This is a genomic window from Candidatus Uabimicrobium helgolandensis, from assembly GCF_041508025.1.
Taxonomy (GTDB): Bacteria; Planctomycetota; Uabimicrobiia; order Uabimicrobiales; family Uabimicrobiaceae; genus Uabimicrobium; species Uabimicrobium helgolandensis.
Genome location: NZ_CP165719.1, coordinates 8,605,356 through 8,623,119, shown reverse-complemented (window position 1 = coordinate 8,623,119; position 17,764 = coordinate 8,605,356). Strand labels below are relative to the sequence as shown.

Below are 17,764 nucleotides of genomic sequence, written 5' to 3'. Positions count from 1 at the left end.
CTTTAACAATTATATTTGAGAATAACAACTTCCTGGGGACGTAGAACGATTCCTTCCCACATAAAACCATCGCGGATTATTTCTACAATATCCTGGTCTTTTTGTTGATCACTAGTGGGCATTACTTTTATAGCTCTTTGAATTTTTTTATCTAACTTATCGCTCGTGGTCGATATAATCTCAACATCACGACGATATAAAATTTCTTCCAATTCTTCTAGAGTATGAATTGCAAAGTTACGCATTTCTTCACTAATTTCTTTTTTTAACTGCTTTTTAGTGTGATCAAAAAGCAATATTATATCGAGAATTATCGGCTTTGTTGCAGAGCGCAAAAAATTATCTTTATATAGCTTCATCTCGACATATAGTTTTTCAAAAGCTTCGCGCTGATTACAATCACTCTTAATTTTAGCGACAAATAAATCATTTAATTGTTCAATGTTTTTGCTTATTTGCTCTAGAGAAAGATCTTCTTTCTTTACATTTTCTTCTTTATTTATATTCTCTTCTTGTGGTGCATCATCATTTTCTATCATCATTACCACTGCCTACGTAAAAACCTAGAAATGTGCGGAGTAATCATTCCTGCAACAATTCCAATTCCTAAAATAATACAAACTAGAACAATACCATGCATCGTATTTTGTGCGAATGAACGCCATAAACTAAGACTCATCAATCCAGCAACTGTCGTTGTATAAAAAGGAATAAAAAAATTATTCAAAGTCAACTTACCTCTCCAATCCCAAAAAGGAAGCAAGGCAAAAGCGACAATATTGAGAAGAATAAACCACAATATAATATACTGCACATGAGGTGGCCACTGACCTATCATATAAAAAGGAAGCAACATAATTTCGAAAAGATTACTAGTTAAACTGTAAGTCTGTGGAGAAAGGGAATAGGCGATACCTGCACCAAAAAAAAGTAATACTGCTAAAGTATATTTAATAAAAATTTGCGGCCAAATAGGAACTTTTTCTAAAGGTGTCAATATCGTATCACCAAAAGTACCAAACATCACTGATTCAACATCAATTCGACCTGTTTTTTGTAAAATGGTCTTTATTTGTTGTTTTGCTTCTGCTTCAGAGATTTTATCTTCTTCATCTTCCTCGTTAAACTCTGCAGGTTCAGCGACAACAACTTTTGCATCGATACTTTGGCGTGCAAGATTGTGATCTGCTTGGTATACTCGATATTCTTCTGAGTCAGCGGGTACAGCTTCTAAGGCGTTTGCTTCTTGGGCAGGGGGCGAAACATACATTTTATCTTGTGATTCTGATATTTTAAGTAACTTTGTTAAATCAGCATGCATTTCATTTGGATGATTGTAGCGCATGCCAAAATCAGAAACGGCTTTTAAAATAATGTTTATCAAATTTTTAGGAATGTCATGCTCAGTAAGCTTTCGCGGAATCTCTTGTCTTGTAAATTTTTGTCCAAGTAACATATCACACAAAATAATTCCAACAGAATAAATATCGCTTTTAGGGTCTTCAAAAATTTTGTCTTCTAGTACTTCAGGTGCAAAATATATTTGTATATCTTTGATCACAGGACTTTTTTCTTGGTAAAAATCATACAGTACTTGTTGTTCTAGTTTACCTATTCCAAAATGAGTCAAACGAATTTTTTTATCTGCTGTTACCGCTACTCTAGTGGGGCGTAAACAACCATGAACCATTCCTTGTGAAGCACTAAAACGTAGTGCTTCAAGAATTTTTCTAGCTATATACACAGCAATATTAAGTTTGATTTTTTTTAGTCTTTGGATAAATACAGACAATTTGCGACCTGGCACATATTCCCAAACAAACATACCTGTATTATGATCCCATTCTATTAACTTACATACCTGCGGATTTGTAGTACTTGGATAATCATAATTTGATTGTAAAACTGCTTTAGCATATTTCTCATCTTGAATAAACTGCATGGCAACAGGTTCGCGTTCTGCTGAGACAGCTTTCCATGTTTCTCCAAATGTTCCTTTAGCAAGACGATCTTCTAGTCTGTAGTTTGCAACCACAAGTCCTGTTTTTAAGTTTTTCATAAATTTAGTCCTTGCTGCGACATTCTAAACCTGTTCGTTGTAGTAGCCATAAATAACATAAAAATAAAGTATAAGTAACCAGTGGGATCACTAGCGCGTGTAAAATAAATATGTTTTGGATTTGTGGCAAAGTCATTTTTCCATCATTTGGTAAATAACTTGTCATAAATGAAAAATTGTATAGCCATTTTATTGCCAAATATGTTTTTTCGCTAATTTCAGGGCGAAGTAATAAAGCAAGATAGTAATTGAACCATGTGAGAAAAAATATCGCAACTAGTAGAAGCCAATGGAATTCTCGCGGCTGTTGATATGCTCCAACAAATAAATTCCGTAATACTTGTAACGTCATAAACACAAGTAATAAATGGGCTCCAACATGATGAAATTTAAAGATAATAGAGGTGTTATCAGGCATAGACATTAGTGAAAAATCAAAAGATAACCATATACCTGTTATAAATTGCGCTATAAATAGTAAAAAAGTCATAAAACCTGGAAAATATTGCCAGCTTGATCTTCCTCTAGGGAGTGAGGGTTTACATAGAGATTCACGGATCAGTAGTCGCTTATCAAGCCATTCAAACATAACAATATCCTATAATTTATTTTTACGAAAATACTTAAACACATCAAGAATTGTAAGTTCTTGCCATTTACTATCTATACACATGGGAATGGGAAATAAACCTATATCTTTTTTCAAAATTTCAATTATTTTTACTGCTATTTTTACTTTGTCTTCGCGCTCTAATTGGCTATTCATATTGTATACAATAATTCCAATCAATCTACAGAATAAGTGGTAGTAATTGAAAATATTTTTTGCCAGCTGCTCTTGGTTCTTAATATCAATGGAATAGTGAGGTGGTTGTAACGGATCAGAGAATATCTCTTCTAATGATTTTTCAATACTTTGGTAAAAATGTCTATAACTCGGCGAAAGCTGCGTCTCTTTACTTAAATAGTCAAGGCTACTACTGTATATAGATTTCATGCGTAGTTTTTTGCCAAGTACACTATTCATATAGTGTACTATTTTAGAAAAACCTTTCCACAAAACGGACAAAGTCAAATGTAAATCGATATCCGAAAATATATCAAGATTAATTGGAATACTCTGTTGTGGCCGTACCGTTATAGAGTTATATACCGATGTATTTATTGTGCTTAGATTTTCCATTTGTTCGTCGTAACTTTTATGAGATGTTAAGTCGTAAACAGTCTCAATATCGTAACCATCAAAATTATATTCTTGGTATGTTTCAACACTCATTATTTGTGTTGTGTCAGCATTTTGTTTCTTTGGAAGTGTTTTGTATATTTCATCTACACTATGCAAAAAGCGGTTAGCTTCATTTGGTCCAAATTCTCCATATATAGTTTGCATAGCAAAAGGGGTACTGCAATGGCAATTAAGAAATAATAATCTTGAGTATAGTAGATCGTTTATAACAGGAAGTAACACATATATACGAATGGGTACATTATTGTTTAATGATTTCCGCAAAAATCTGGTAATGCTAATAGCATCTACATAAGACATATCTTCATCAATAAGTAATATAAGCATCAAATTGTTATTCGATTGTACAAAAGAATTCATAATCTGCTTTTTTTCTACCTTAGCATCTTTTTCTAAAATATCAAAAAGTTGGTCACGCAATTGGTAGTTAATGCATACTAAATTATAATCGTTGGCCTTATATATTTTGCATTTTCGAGCATTTGATATAAATAATATATTTTTTTTGTTTTCCCTAGGCTCTAAAACACAAACTTCTTCACGTAATCCTTGGCTTTCGTCGGGTAGATACATCGATAACTGTAATTCAGGAGTCGCTTTAAAATGTAAATGATCTACAATGTAATCAGATAAACGCATAAGTTCAAAACCTTTGTGAGGTTACGTAGATTATAGCAACTAACAAAGACACAATTAACACGACAAGAAAAGCTATCAAAAATTCGCGCGAGTCGTTTTCTTCTTTTTTGTAACGTTTAGTTGTCCTTGGAGGAACTTTACGCGCAGTAGATTTTCGTACTTTTACTTCAGGAGAAATAACTGTTTCAGCCCGAACGGTTTCTGATTTTTTAGCACTTGAGTTCATTTTTTGCAAATGAGTGATTAACTCAGCAGGCGTTTGAATTCTCTTCGTTTTGTCTTTGTGCATCATTTTTTCAAAAAGGACATCTAATTTTGAAGGTAATTGAGAATTGACTTCTGTAACTTTTGGTGGTGGATCGTATATATGTCTATAGTGAATAACCGATTCGCGATCACCATCGTAAGGCGGTTCTCCCGTTAACAAGAAATAAAAAGTAGCACCTAAAGAATAAATATCACTACGAATATCAACATCTATTTCTCCCTGTGCTTGTTCAGGAGATAAGTAATAAGGAGTACCAATAACAGTTCCTGCTGAAGTAAGCTCAAGATTTCGCTTTCGCCACTTTGCTAAACCTAAATCACAAAGCTTTGCTTTTTTATTACTACAAAGAAGAATATTGTCCGGTTTAATATCGCGGTGAACAAGACCTTTTTTATGTGCATACTCTAAAGCTTGGGCCATTTGTTCTAGGATTTTAAAACTTAGTTGATATTCGAAAGGACCATTTATAGCAACAACTTCACCCAAAGTTTTTGCTTTTAGATACTCCATAACAAAATAATATACATTGTCTGAAACACCAAAATCAATCCCTTTTACAATATTTTGATGACTCAAAGAAGCAAGCATTCTTGCCTCTTGATGAAAACGATCAACAAACGCTTGTTCTTTTCCTAAGTCAGGGTCTAAAATTTTAATTGCTACAGGTCTCTCTAGACTAATTTGTACACCTTTAAACACTACTCCCATAGCGCCTTCGCCTAGCTTTTTTAGTAGCTGTATATTTGGTAAGTCGACTTCTTGTCCAAGAAGTAAATAGTTTTTTATAGTGAAAATATCTTGAGAGGTTACCCATTTATTTTCTAAAAGAATTTCTTCTAGAGACTTCTTTTCACCTTGCTCATACAAATCTTTTTGGATTTGAATACTTTCTTTCATTTTTATTGAGCTTACAAGTCCTTTTTTTACTAGTAACTTGCCTAAATCTTTATCTTTTACCTTAGCCATTACAAATTACCTTTTTTTGGGAAAATTTACTTACTAGCAGTGTTAGTTAAATTGCGATTGTTTCTCTTACACACTACCGGATTGTACCGACATTTAGGTTTTAATATAACGCCGATAATTCCTACTTCATGTTTAACCACTTTTTTTTCCATAACTCTATTTTTTGGGTACGTAGTTTCTCACTGGCATTGTATGGAAAATGAATGCTAATCTTAGTTAAATTCTCTATCGCTTCAATAGCTTTTTTTCGAACATATGTTTCTGAATCATTTAGCATTGGCCACAATTTTTCGACACTTGCAATATTTTTTAATGCATTTAAAGTAACTACAGCTTCTCCACGAACCATAGAACTTAGATCTCTTAGAGATTGATAAATGTAAATTAGTACTTTTTTCGCAGAAAAGAATCTTAAAATGCGAACCGTCTCTAAACGCACAAATTTATTTGGATCGTTTAGCAACTTAAATAAATGAGGCTCTATTTCTTGGAATTTATACTTACGTAGCTTATAAATTGCTGCTAAGCGAACATAATCATCCTTGTTATAAAGAGAAATCAACAAATTCTCTTTTTGTTCAACTAAACCTGCTGCGAGTTCTCTTGCATTACTATCTTCCGATGTAAGCATTTTCTTTACTTCACGTTTTCTTCTGTTCTTTGAAACAAAAACAATATTATTTTCTTCAAAGAGAGGCAATGATTTCTCAAATTCTCCTTGCTCAACAAAATTTCCCATAGCAATCAAATGCAGAGGATAAAAAGCTAAAAAACGCACGCGATCTACAAGTTTTTGTGAGGCGATTTTCTGTTTCAATAAACCGCCTCTTAATACATCACGATGATTAGGAGCTATCCTGCGAGAAATTTGACCTTGCTGCTCTATTTGCCCTGGAATTAAAGTATGCTCAATACAAGCAGGGAGTAAAAACAACAATAATACTATTTGGGTTTGAAACTTGATTTTATTTTTTCTGCAAATTTCGGGTTCGCTTTCCATATCTGGTCCGGTCCATTCACAACAACAACGTATCCTGTGAAATTATATTTAATGGCAATGATCCACATGCGATCCGTGCTATCCTTACCTCCCGAAAATTCTACCATTTTAGCTGGAATTCCTTGGATTTCAATTTCTTCTTCTTCGCTAGCAATCATTGTAGGATCTTTTACTATTTCTTGGCGGAATAGTAGTAATATCAACGACAAGTCCATACTCTGTATTTCTCTACTACGATGTGCGAAAACAAATAAACCTATTTTCTCTCCTTCGTGAGCTACAGAACTTGAAGCAAAAAATACATCAAATATATTATCCGATTTCCAACTTTTTGGTACAGAAAGTTCAAAGAAAGGTTCATCAATATTTTTAAATTCACTAGACATTTCAAGCGAAGGATTACGTGAATCTAAAGGCAAAAGTTTGAATTCTCTTAAAAGCTTACTTGCAGGACTATTCTCTCCGTTAAAAAACTCTTCTTCACCACTTAGAGTTAATAAATACATAATTCTTTTGTATTTAAAGATAATCCACCAACTTTTACGCAATGTTTGGCCACTGCTTTCAAATAAAACGCGAGTAACATTTTGATCTGCAATATTTATTTGATCTTCACCTACTTTTTCCATATTGCGCCCTATCCCTCCTTGTTGCTGGAATAGAACCATCACTGTTTGAGGATCTAGAAATCCAAAACCACTCAGTGCTAACGCTTTTATTTCTGAACCTCGGTCAATTTGGATTTTTCCTTCATACGAAGTAGCCAAAAATCCCATGTCTTTATTTTTGACATGCCAATTGCTTGGAACAGGCATAGCAAAACGACTAGTGCGAACCGTTAAGAACTGAGAGTATACAACCTTTACTTTTATTTCTTCTGATAAATTTTGTTTTTTGTGGCGCACTGTAACAATATCAATTACTTCGCCTCCACTTTGATCTACAGAAGGAGCTTTGTAAATATTTTGTTGAAAAGATCCTAATCGCGCTGTAAATTCGAAATTTTCACGATTATCATCTATGACTTTTTTGCTTTGAATTAAAGAAGCATTTATTTCCATAGTAGAAAAGTTTTCTAACTTGCGTTTTGGAACCTCTACTTCGAGTTTTAGCGATTCTTTAATAGATACTTTCTTTGTAATTTTTTGTCCTGTTGCATTGTGCGTCACTGTTATTTTTGCATTTCCAATTTTTGTTGCAACGTATTTTGCCTGATCAAAGCGACCTATACTACAACTGAAAGAAAGATCTCCACTCGATATATCTTCTTTATTTTGCGCTTTCTTAAAAAACGCTTTTATCACAAAACTACCATCTTTTTCTATCGATTCAGGTATTTTATCTAAGGTGAGTACTGGCTTTGCTCGAATAGCAACTTTTATTTGTTTTTTTAATTGCAAAGCTGGGTAAGTAATTGTGATAACATCATCTATTTCTTTATCTGGACAATAGTACTCTGATCTTGTAAAAAGTCCGTGTTTTGCTGCATATACAAAAGTAGAAAGAGGATAATCTTGAGCAATATCTCCAATGTAAACTTTTGGAGATAATTTCACAATATCACTGCATGATAAAGTACTATTTATATCAACCTCTAACTTAGGAGTAGCCACGACTTTTACATTAATAGCTTTTTCAATATTGCTAGGAGTATGCTTAATTGTAATTGTATCTAGTCCTATTTTTAAAGGAGCAGTATATACACTTTTATCAAATTTTCCATAGGTTGCAGAATATACAAAATCATTAATTGTAGTATTATATTTTTCGCTATCATTAAATAAATTAACAGATAAATTGGCTTTTTGCCCTGCGTATACTTGCTTTTCATTAAAATCTATATTAATACTAGGTTGAGATTCATTGATTTCTTCTGTCTTTATGATTTCATTCATACGGTCTTCTTCATTGATTTCTACAACTTCATCTGAAGAAGAAGATGATGATGACGGCGAAGTATCTTGAATACTGTTTTTTGTTGTATTTTGGCAACCTATAATACAGAAAAGAGTGGTAATCCATACAATTGTTTTACATATTTTCATAGTACAATCACCTTAAATTTTAGGTTCAAATTTTCGATATGCCAACTCTAAATGAGAGATGTTCTTTTGTTTACTTTCGGTTAAAAGCTGTTTTATAATTCGTGCCATGATACTATCTATTTTTTTCTTAGTTTTCTTTAAACTACTATTTTTATCCATAAAAAGAGAAACCCCATGCGTTGCTCCGCCAAAGTTTGAAATCCAATCAGGAATATAAATAATGTCTTTCTTCATGAGAAGATTAGCTAATGCAATTTCATCTTCGTAAATAGGTTCCGACATAATATTGTTTGCACCGCCAGTAACAATATGGTAATCAAAATTTGACATTGTATCGCGATCAATCACGCCACTAAAAGCACAAGGAGCAAAAACATGCCCCATTTGCATTGTAACTGAGTTAAACTCTTCCACTACTACTGACTTCGGTCGACTACAACCTTTCACAAATTGTTCGACTTTTCGTTCGTCAATATCTCCGATAATTAATTCTGCCCCTTCATCTAAAAGTTTCGTTGCCAAACTTGAACCGATACTACCTAAACCCTGTATTGCAATTGTTTTACCTTGGATTTGTCCATTGTTTGGATAACGAAATAAAAGAGCATTTTTTATTGCTGTGTACACACTATATGTGGCAGCTAAACTAATTATATTATTTTTTGATTCATTTTCCTCTGAAACGCAATTAGTAGTGTAAGACTTAAGTAAGGCAATGTCTTTACCTGAAAATCCACCTTCTACAGCAACAAAAATTTCAAATCGATTTAAAATATATGCTATGAACCCAAAAAACTCATTTACAGTAGTTGCAACAGGAGCGTTTCCATGAACAGCAAGCGATATACCAGAACACGGTAATCCTGCAACAGCACAACGAAAACTCATTCCTCGCGATAAGCAAAGTGTATCGGAAATAACTTGCCATTCACTTTGGGCTTCAAGTGCTCTTCTAAAACCACCAACAACATAATCTTTATTTGTATTGTGACACGCCAAAATACAACGAATATTGTTTTTAGGCTCAAAAATAAAAATGAGTTTTTTATGCTTGTTACTTTTCATTAAACTAACAATATCTCTCAGATATTCTTGCAACGAGTATTTAGTAATCATTTCTGTAAACAGTTCTTGGTTAGCTTTTTTAGCCTTTTTTAACAAACCTTGGCTATCTTCACCTTTCCAAACAGCTGTTTTTGACCACTCTTTCGTTAATAAATACTCAATATGTTGCGTGTCTGTATTATTAAATATTGTCAAGGTCGTGTATTCTTCATTTTCAAGCATAGTAAAAAAACTTAGATTTTTTTTATGCATATTTAGAATCTTTCAATAAACATAACTCATTTATAAAATCTCATACATTATCTATTAATATTTAGCTGCGCTATTAAATTTATTTAGCGCTCTGTAGAAGACGAAATATTCATATACATTATCTCTTATTACACTCTTCAATTGAGTGACACTTTAATTTTATAGATATTACTAGGCCTATCATTATTCAAAATGTTTTTCAAGCCCGAGTCCGATTTCAAAACTTTTGACAAAAGAAAGAAGCATTTCACCTCTAGAAGATTTCGGAAGCGAGCTCGATGCTACTCGCAGTACCACATAAGGCTATGATATTTAACGACATCTATTACTCATTTGAATAACGACACATCTAACAACAGAGTGGTTATCACTAGATCACCTTAATTGGGCACTGCAATAATATTTGGCTACGATATTGATTTATTTAGCGCTCTATAGAAGATAAATTCATATTATTCCATTTTTTTAAAATTGTAGCAACTATATTTTAGAGCACTTATTACCAGGAGTAGCACCTATCTTTGTTTATAGCTTTTTTTTCACAAAATCAATAATATCAAGCGATTCATATTGCCAAGTTCCATCAGGATGTTTGAGACACGGCACAGTTGCTTTTCCACCACCATTAACTAGTTCTTTTTTATTTGCTGAATCCCCAGTGTCTTTCATTGAAATTTCAATATCTAAACCTTTAAAAGCATTTAGTACGCGTACACAAAAAGGACAATACGGAGAGTAATAGAGTGTGTAATCTTTAAAATCTTTCATTGTGTATCCTTTAACAATACTGCAAACTTTACTACGAAACGATTAATTTGACTGTCACTTGGCTAGAAATTAGAATTATTATATGTTATGATGTTGTTTTGCAACAGGATATTTTATATAAGAAATTACGCTATAGACAACGAAAATAAACTGAGTTGCGTTTTTTCAGAAACTTTTTATAGAGGTGGGTACTTGTTTATCAAGTTCTCACGCAAAAAATTTTCTAACGAAAACCTGACAAAAGTAGTTACCCAAATGTTGCAAATCAATACTTTTATTTAGGGATGATAAATATCCCTTGGTAGGTGTCTTTTTACTCTCAGAAGGGAGATACGAGGCTAATATATGCTTTGAAATAGTATATTAAAATTTGACAAGATTCTAATTCTTTTACAAGCTTTATGCTTTACAAAACAGAATATATAATCTATGTATCCTCGTGATTAAAACGATGAAGAAACTAAAAAGTCTAAATCCAATTGCAAAGATAATTTTATTTGCGCTACTTTTCGCCATTAGTTCATATACCTTGCAATCCGATGATAAGCTAAATACCATTGGCTATTTTTCTTTATTTGCTGGGCTATTTGTTATTTTTGAAGGTTTCAATTTTTCTTTATTTATTAAAATTTTGATTGCACTTGGCCTAGGAATTTTTTCGGCGCTTAGTGGACTATTTGATAGTACTTTACTTACTGCTGTGAAGCCTGTTGGAAGCAAGATATTTATGAATTGCTTGACTATGGCTCTTGTGCCTTTAGTTTTCGCTTCTATCCTAACGGGAGTAACTAGTCTAGGGGATATAAAGAAGTTAAGTAGTATTGGCATGCGTACTATTATCTATTATATTTGTACAACTGCTATTGCCATTGCTATCGGTCTAGTATTTGCCAATATTATGCAGCCGGGAAGTGATCTTTCTCCGGAAACAAAACAGGAATTCGAACAACAATTTAAAGATAAAGCTTCTAGTAAAGTTGAAACCGCCACACAAAACAGGCAAACACTTTTCGAAGGTTTACAGGCTATTTTCCCTAAAAACATTCTTGAGTCTGTAAGTAAAGCTAAACCTGACATGTTGCAAGTTATTTTCTTTGCACTTATATGTGGAATTGCCTTATTGCAGATTGATCCGAAACATTCACAACCTATCATTTCTTTTTTCACAGGTGTAACAGAAATGACGGTGCGCATTATAATGATGGTAATGTGTATAGCCCCATATGGTATTTTTGCTCTTATCGCCGCACAAATAGCAGGAACACAAAATACCGAAATGCTCACGGCTCTTATTCCATTTTCAATTTGCGTTCTTTTAGGCTTATTCACTCACTTACTTGTACTTAATGTTTCCTCTCTAGTGCTTTTGTCAAAATATAGCCCTGTAAAATTTTTCAAAAACGTCAAAGAAGTTATGATAACTGCTTTTTCTACAGCATCCAGCGCAGCAACAATGCCATTAACACTTGAAGTTGCGGAACACAAACTAGATGTAAAGAGTGAAGTTGCCGGTTTTGTTATCCCTCTAGGGGCAACAATCAACATGGACGGAACTGCTCTCTTCCAAGGAATTTCAGTAATCTTTCTCGCCAATGTTTATGGAATTGATTTAACAATGGCTGATCAACTCACTGTAGTGTTCATGGCAGTCATGGCCTCTATTGGAACAGCAGCTGTTCCAGGCGTTGGTATTGTTATCCTCACAATGATTTTGAGTGCTGTAAATATACCTCCAGAAGGAATACTTTTTATTCTGCCAGTGAATAACTTGCTCGACATGTTTCGCACATCAGTAAATGTCGTTGGAGATATGGCATGTTCTGTTTACATTAGTTCTGTAACTCCGGATAAATCAACTGTTTCTCAACCAGATGCAAATGAGAACAAGTCAGAATAACTAAGTGACCTGATTCTGTAACTGCGATATTTTACAAATTCTTCGATACATAACTTTAATTTATTTGTAGTTTAATTTTTAAAGTCAAAGAAAGTTTGCAGTTACGGAATCACATTTTATTATTTGGCGAAAACATACAAATGCTTGTGTCATATTTGCTTATATTCATAAGCGACTTGCAATACTTATTTTTTTCTTAAATACAGTAGAATATTCAAAACAATAAATCTATAATAGATAAAATAAAACTAAAGCTAGAATAGCTTTTAGTGTTTAAACCAATTATTTATATTAAGCGACCATGATGAAACAAATTCTTATTGCGCGGCATGGAAATTCATCTGTTCTTGAGATTATTGAAAAACCAGTCTCTCAATTAAAAAATAATGAAATTCAAATAGATGTCAAAGCTGTGGGGGTTAACTTTGCTGATATTTTAATTCGTAAAGGTTTATACCCTAATGCTCCAGATTTACCTTGTGTTATTGGTTACGAAGTATCAGGCGTTGTAGAACAAGTAGGTTCAAATGTTGAGAAAACTTGGCTAGGCAAAAAGGTAATCGCCTTAACGCCCTTTTGCGGTTATGCGACGAAGGTAGTTGTAGCAAAAGAATATGTATTTACAAAACCTGAAAGCTTGACCTTTGAGCAAGCAGCTTCTATACCAGTTGTATACTTAACTGCTTATCAATTATTAGTGGTAATGGGTGCACTTAGAAAAAATGAATCTATTCTTATTCACAATGTTGGTGGTGGAGTAGGATTAGCGGCACTAAATATTGCGCTTCACTTCGGGGCCAAAACATACGGAACATCAAGCCCCCAAAAACACGATTTTTTGAAAAAACGCGGCCTACACTGTGCAATTGATTATCGCAACTTTGACTGGTTACAAATACTTAATGAAAAAACAGAAGGTAAGGGAGTTGAATTAGTTATCGATTCAATTGGTGGTAACCACTGGAAAAAAAGTTATCGCGCTTTACGTAGCACTGGACGTCTAGGAATGTTTGGTGTTTCTACTTTATCTGGATCAAATAGAATAAAACGTAATTTACAAATGATAAAATCATTTGTGCGTATGCCTAAATTTGGACCATTATCCCTAATGAATAATAATAAAGGAGTTTTTGGCGTGAATTTAGGAAATTTATGGCATGAGATTGAAAAAATATCAATGTGGATGAATACTATACTTAATGGTGTTGAACAGGGATGGATTCTACCTCACGTTGATCGAACTTTTCATTTTTCTAATGTTGCAAAAGCTCACGACTATATTGAAAATAGACAAAATATAGGCAAGGTAGTGTTAACAATTTGATAATTGGTGTTTTATGAATTTACGATGTAAAGTATTTTTAATTGTTATATCAGGCGCTACAATCGCTACTTTCTCTATAAATATTATGTGTAAAAATATATTTATGAAGCGTTTCTTATCCTTAGAAAATAAACGAATATTATTAGACGAGCAAAGAGCAACTAATGTTATTGATAAACGTTTAAAAAATCTAAGTTCCAACGTCCTATCATGGAGTTCTTCGGATGACATTAGTTTATTTGTTAAAGGTAAAGCACCAAATTATTGCAAAAAAAACTTAACATATGATGCTGTTCATACACTCTTTGATATTGCTATATACTGCGATATTAACCATCAAGTCGTACATTCTGTAAAAACCAACCATCAAACAAAATCACTAGACTTTGTTTCTCAAGATAACATTCAGCACATACTCCAAAACAAAAAACTATTGCAACATAATCATGTAAAAGGCTTTTTAAACCTCAATACACCAGTAATGATAGTTTCACGTCCTATTACAAAAAAAAACGGCCCTATCATTGGAACTTTAATTTGGTGCTACTACTTAACTTCATCTAGATGCAAACAATTACTAGAGAAACCCTTACAACTGCAAGTTGTTATGAATACTGATTGTTCTGGCTGTTCTAAAAAACGCTGTCTTAACTTAAATGTTAACACTGCATATTCTTGTAAAGCATATAGCGATATCAACAACAACAAAATTTTCTCATTGGAAATCACTCATAATCGAGATATTTACTTACAAGGATTAGAATCATTTAAACTATTTACTCTATTCCTTATACTCATGGGACTTATTCTTACTCTACTCATTCTATTTTTTTTAGAAACATCTATTTTATCTCGACTTGAAAAAGCAACAAAACATATTAAAATGATTACCGAAAATAAAAAATATAGACAACTAAAAACAGAAGGCCAAGACGAATTTACAACATTAACAACATCAATAAATAAAATGTTGGAATCCTTGCAAGAAGAACAAAAAGCTGCCGAAGAATCTTTAAACATTGCAACACAAGAAATAGCAAAGAGACAGATGACCGAACTACGGCTACAAAAAGCAATACAATATGCTGAAGAAATCAATGCAAGTAAAGATATATTTCTCGCCAGTATTAGTCACGAAATTCGCACACCGATGAGTGGAATTATTGGCTTAGTCGGGCTTCTTGAAGAAGAAAATCTCAATGCTCAGCAAAAAAATTGGATAAAAACAATACGAGAAAGTAGTAAAATTTTATTGAGCATTATGAATGACATTCTTGACTTTACAAAAATAGAATCAGGTCGATTAGAATTAGAAAAACAGCATTTTTGTGTGAGGGAATGTTTAGAAAGTGTAATTAATTTATTTTCAGCGAAAGCAAATGAAAAAAACATTGATCTGATTTGCGATATCGATTTTTGTACACCGCAATATGTCATTGGGGATACGAAGCGCGTGCGCCAAATTTTTATCAATTTAATTAACAACGCTATAAAATTTACTAATAGTGGTGAAGTTATCACTTCGGTATCTCATCGACAAGAAAAAGAAAATCTCTTTCTTGAAGTACAAGTTAAAGACACAGGCATTGGTATTCCACAAAAGAAACTACAATCTATTTTCGAGCCTTTTCTACAAGCAGACAACTCTACTTCAAGAATTTACGGTGGTACAGGCTTAGGATTGAGTATCTGTAAAAAATTAGTAGAGATTATGGACGGCAATATTCACTGTCAAAGTATACTTAACAACGGTACAATCTTTTCATTTTCAATCAAAGTACAGAAATCTAACAAGGTAAATAATATTGAATACCTTGACCCTAGTATAGATTATATGTTTGGTAAAAATGTTCTCATTGATATTAAAAGTCCAATCATGCTAGAACTTTTACAAAAATATTGCTGTTGGTGGGGGTTAAAAGTTTCCATTGAACATAATATAGAAGAGAATTATGACTTGATAATCAGTGATAGAACTCTTTTTGTGAATCAAACAACGCCTGCTTTGCTCATCAACACTAACAAAAAAGCTTACCTTCCTCCAAATACAGTGGTACTAAACAAACCAATTAACATATCCTCTTTTTTTAACGCAACGAAAAATATACTTTGTGATATTAAATACAAAAAAAAATGTGTAGTTGATAAATCAAACTTTATGTTATACCTAGAATACCCTCTAGACATAATCCTTGTAGAAGATAACTCTATCAATCAAAAAGTTGCTGGTTTCTTACTTGAAGAACTTGGATATAACATTGATATTGTTTCCGACGGTTTAGAAGCAGTAAACGCCATTAAACAAAAGAAATATGATTTAGTGTTCATGGATATGCAAATGCCCATAATGGATGGTTTAGAGGCAACAAAAATAATTATTTCTACTCAAATAGAAGCCCCGGTAATTATAGCAATGACGGCAAACGCGATGGAAAAAGATCGCGAAGAATGTTTTAACGCTGGTATGAATGACTACATTAGTAAACCAATTACAATGATAAAATTACAAAATATTATTAAAAAATGGGGAAAAGTCTTACTAGAACAAAAAATAAACTAAGTGATGACAAAATAGCTACCTGTTCGATATAGAATTTTTGTTTTCTAGCACAACGTAACGAAGGCACACAGTCCTAACTGCGTAACCGAAAAACAAAGCTAAAAAACAAAAAAACAAATACTAACAGATAAATGCTTTTGGCAAGTCACTTAGAACCCTAAATAAAAAAAATTTGCTTCTTTCATTAGCATTTTCGCATAATAATATAAGAACACGCTAATTTATAGAAGTAATACTAGCGTTTTTTATTTTAAACAATTTACGCATTCAACATTAGAGGAGAAGACTTCAACATGAAGCATTTAAGCATTATATCTTTAATAAGCTTTTTTGCTATGATCTCTTTACAAGCAGATGAAGCTGCAAAGTGGCAAGGTTATGTTACACAGTACACTAAATTGTCTGCAAAGTATCAAAAAGCCCTTGGTACAGCACAAGTAAGATTAAAGAAATCAAAAGCACAATTAGCGAAAAACCCAAGTTCTGCAAAATGGCAAGGCTATGTAAAAAAATACTCTAGTCTTACAAAAAAATATCAAAAAGCTCTTAGTACAGCGCAAACAAGATTAAACAAAGCCAAAGCAAAATTAGCTTCAGTAAGTGGAGGCAATACAGGTGGAGGAAAACCTGTAAATACAAATCTAAGCGCTGAAGAATTGGCAATGCTAAAAGATATTAAAACACAAAAATCTTTAAAACTAGATCATACAAAAGTTCTTACTGTAAATAAATGTGCCGATTGTCACAAACGTGAAGTTCAAGTGTGGAAAAAAACACCGCACAGTCTTACTTTTAAAGATTTGCACAAACGCAAAAGAGCAAAACAGATTCAAAAAAATCTTGGTATGAGCGGTAGTATCAAGCGTAATGATTTATGTTATAATTGCCACTACACACGAGATGAAGTTCGTGGAAAACCAAAGGTAATTTCTGGTGTTTCTTGTGAATCATGCCACGGTGCATCGCAGGATTGGGTTGAGATACACAACGACAAAACAATACCGCGTGCACAAAGAATACCTAAAGCAATGGCTAAAGGTATGAATAACACTGATGATGTTTACCTTATTGCTCAAAACTGCTACCAATGCCATAGTATTCCTAACGAAAACTTAGTTAACGTTGGTGGTCACAAAGCAGGTAGTGACGCTTTTGAAATAGTTCGTTGGTCACAAGGAATGGTTAGACATAACTTCGTTCGTGGTAATAATACTGCTAATTTTAAAAGCACTCCTGAGCGTCTACGTGTTATGTTTGTTGCTGGTGCAATGTTAGATTTAGAATATTCACTACGTGGTATTGCTTTAGCAACCAAAAAAGGTCGTTATTTCGATTCCATGATGAAGCGCTCAAACGTAGCATTTAAAAGGCTCATGGCTGTCAATAAGAAATCAGGCGGAGTTTCTGAAATACAAGAACTTCTAACCTTGTTTAAAGGTCTTAACTTCAATAACAAGAAAGATCTAGCACAGGCAGCTGATTTTATCACAATCAAAGCTCGTAAATTTACTAAAAATCACGACGGAAGCAAACTTTCATCTTTAGATGGTGTATTACCACCAGAAAAAAGTTACAAGTGGAAACCTACTCCACGTAAGTAAAAATTAGTTCAATAATATCGCGTTTTTAAACACAAAATTTTAATAAAATCCAAGATTTGGTATACCAAATCTTG

General features: G+C 33.1%; 13 protein-coding genes. 4 read left to right on the top strand and 9 right to left on the bottom strand.

What is annotated here, in order from left to right:
* Positions 1-2 precede the first annotated feature (2 nt).
* The 9 genes from grpE to UABHE_RS31810 form a co-directional block, all read right to left on the bottom strand.
* A complete protein-coding gene (gene grpE / locus UABHE_RS31850) occupies positions 3-542 on the bottom strand; it encodes a nucleotide exchange factor GrpE (protein WP_372367472.1) in 540 nt (179 codons plus the stop codon).
* Entirely contained in the window at positions 542-2,059 is a 1,518-nt protein-coding gene (locus UABHE_RS31845) for a protein kinase (RefSeq protein ID WP_372367471.1), read from the bottom strand. The genes grpE and UABHE_RS31845 overlap by 1 nt, the downstream gene beginning before the upstream one ends.
* Before the next feature lie 4 nt (positions 2,060-2,063).
* Positions 2,064-2,648, bottom strand: a complete 585-nt coding sequence (locus UABHE_RS31840) for a cytochrome b N-terminal domain-containing protein (RefSeq protein WP_372367470.1) — start codon at positions 2,646-2,648, stop codon at positions 2,064-2,066.
* Between the two features lie 9 nt (positions 2,649-2,657).
* Positions 2,658-3,944 carry a hypothetical protein gene (locus tag UABHE_RS31835; RefSeq protein ID WP_372367469.1) on the bottom strand — a complete coding sequence of 429 codons (1,287 nt, stop codon included), beginning with the start codon at positions 3,942-3,944 and terminating at the stop codon, positions 2,658-2,660.
* A gap of 4 nt (positions 3,945-3,948) precedes the next feature.
* Positions 3,949-5,178 (bottom strand): serine/threonine protein kinase, encoded by a 1,230-nt coding sequence (locus UABHE_RS31830; RefSeq protein WP_372367468.1) that lies wholly within the window; start codon positions 5,176-5,178, stop codon positions 3,949-3,951.
* A 121-nt stretch (positions 5,179-5,299) separates the two neighbouring features.
* Entirely contained in the window at positions 5,300-6,178 is an 879-nt protein-coding gene (locus UABHE_RS31825; RefSeq protein ID WP_372367467.1) for a HEAT repeat domain-containing protein, read from the bottom strand.
* On the bottom strand, positions 6,121-8,223 hold the full coding sequence (locus UABHE_RS31820) for a hypothetical protein (RefSeq protein ID WP_372367466.1): 2,103 nt from the start codon (positions 8,221-8,223) through the stop codon (positions 6,121-6,123). Before UABHE_RS31820 ends, UABHE_RS31825 begins: the two co-directional genes overlap by 58 nt.
* Positions 8,224-8,235: 12 nt before the next feature.
* Complete coding sequence (locus tag UABHE_RS31815) at positions 8,236-9,540, bottom strand: hypothetical protein (RefSeq protein WP_372367465.1); 1,305 nt, start codon at positions 9,538-9,540, stop codon at positions 8,236-8,238.
* 525 nt (positions 9,541-10,065) lie between these two features.
* The gene (locus tag UABHE_RS31810; RefSeq protein WP_372367464.1) at positions 10,066-10,308 is read right to left on the bottom strand and encodes a glutathione S-transferase N-terminal domain-containing protein; all 243 of its coding nucleotides are present in this window, start codon (positions 10,306-10,308) and stop codon (positions 10,066-10,068) included.
* Positions 10,309-10,759: 451 nt separating this feature from the next.
* On the opposite strand from UABHE_RS31810, the gene UABHE_RS31805 reads away from it, so the two are divergent.
* From UABHE_RS31805 to UABHE_RS31790, 4 genes are all read left to right on the top strand, one after another.
* Positions 10,760-12,205, top strand: a complete 1,446-nt coding sequence (locus UABHE_RS31805) for a dicarboxylate/amino acid:cation symporter (protein ID WP_372367463.1) — start codon at positions 10,760-10,762, stop codon at positions 12,203-12,205.
* Positions 12,206-12,506: 301 nt separating this feature from the next.
* Complete coding sequence (locus tag UABHE_RS31800) at positions 12,507-13,529, top strand: zinc-binding dehydrogenase (RefSeq protein ID WP_372367462.1); 1,023 nt, start codon at positions 12,507-12,509, stop codon at positions 13,527-13,529.
* A gap of 13 nt (positions 13,530-13,542) precedes the next feature.
* Positions 13,543-16,089 (top strand): response regulator, encoded by a 2,547-nt coding sequence (locus tag UABHE_RS31795; RefSeq protein WP_372367461.1) that lies wholly within the window; start codon positions 13,543-13,545, stop codon positions 16,087-16,089.
* A 293-nt stretch (positions 16,090-16,382) separates the two neighbouring features.
* Entirely contained in the window at positions 16,383-17,690 is a 1,308-nt protein-coding gene (locus UABHE_RS31790) for a cytochrome c family protein (protein ID WP_372367460.1), read from the top strand.
* Positions 17,691-17,764: the final 74 nt, after the last annotated feature.

Excerpts from the sequence above, each read along its gene's own strand:
- UABHE_RS31805 (WP_372367463.1), top strand. The coding sequence starts at position 10,760 with ATGAAGAAACTAAAAAGTCTAAATCCAATTGCAAAGATAATTTTATTT.
- UABHE_RS31825 (WP_372367467.1), bottom strand. The coding sequence starts at position 6,178 with ATGGAAAGCGAACCCGAAATTTGCAGAAAAAATAAAATCAAGTTTCAA.
- UABHE_RS31790 (WP_372367460.1), top strand. The coding sequence starts at position 16,383 with ATGAAGCATTTAAGCATTATATCTTTAATAAGCTTTTTTGCTATGATC.
- UABHE_RS31835 (WP_372367469.1), bottom strand. The coding sequence starts at position 3,944 with ATGCGTTTATCTGATTACATTGTAGATCATTTACATTTTAAAGCGACT.
- UABHE_RS31830 (WP_372367468.1), bottom strand. The coding sequence starts at position 5,178 with ATGGCTAAGGTAAAAGATAAAGATTTAGGCAAGTTACTAGTAAAAAAA.
- UABHE_RS31820 (WP_372367466.1), bottom strand. The coding sequence starts at position 8,223 with ATGAAAATATGTAAAACAATTGTATGGATTACCACTCTTTTCTGTATT.
- UABHE_RS31800 (WP_372367462.1), top strand. The coding sequence starts at position 12,507 with ATGATGAAACAAATTCTTATTGCGCGGCATGGAAATTCATCTGTTCTT.
- grpE (WP_372367472.1), bottom strand. The coding sequence starts at position 542 with ATGATGATAGAAAATGATGATGCACCACAAGAAGAGAATATAAATAAA.
- UABHE_RS31795 (WP_372367461.1), top strand. The coding sequence starts at position 13,543 with ATGAATTTACGATGTAAAGTATTTTTAATTGTTATATCAGGCGCTACA.
- UABHE_RS31815 (WP_372367465.1), bottom strand. The coding sequence starts at position 9,540 with ATGCATAAAAAAAATCTAAGTTTTTTTACTATGCTTGAAAATGAAGAA.
- UABHE_RS31840 (WP_372367470.1), bottom strand. The coding sequence starts at position 2,648 with ATGTTTGAATGGCTTGATAAGCGACTACTGATCCGTGAATCTCTATGT.
- UABHE_RS31845 (WP_372367471.1), bottom strand. The coding sequence starts at position 2,059 with ATGAAAAACTTAAAAACAGGACTTGTGGTTGCAAACTACAGACTAGAA.
- UABHE_RS31810 (WP_372367464.1), bottom strand. The coding sequence starts at position 10,308 with ATGAAAGATTTTAAAGATTACACACTCTATTACTCTCCGTATTGTCCT.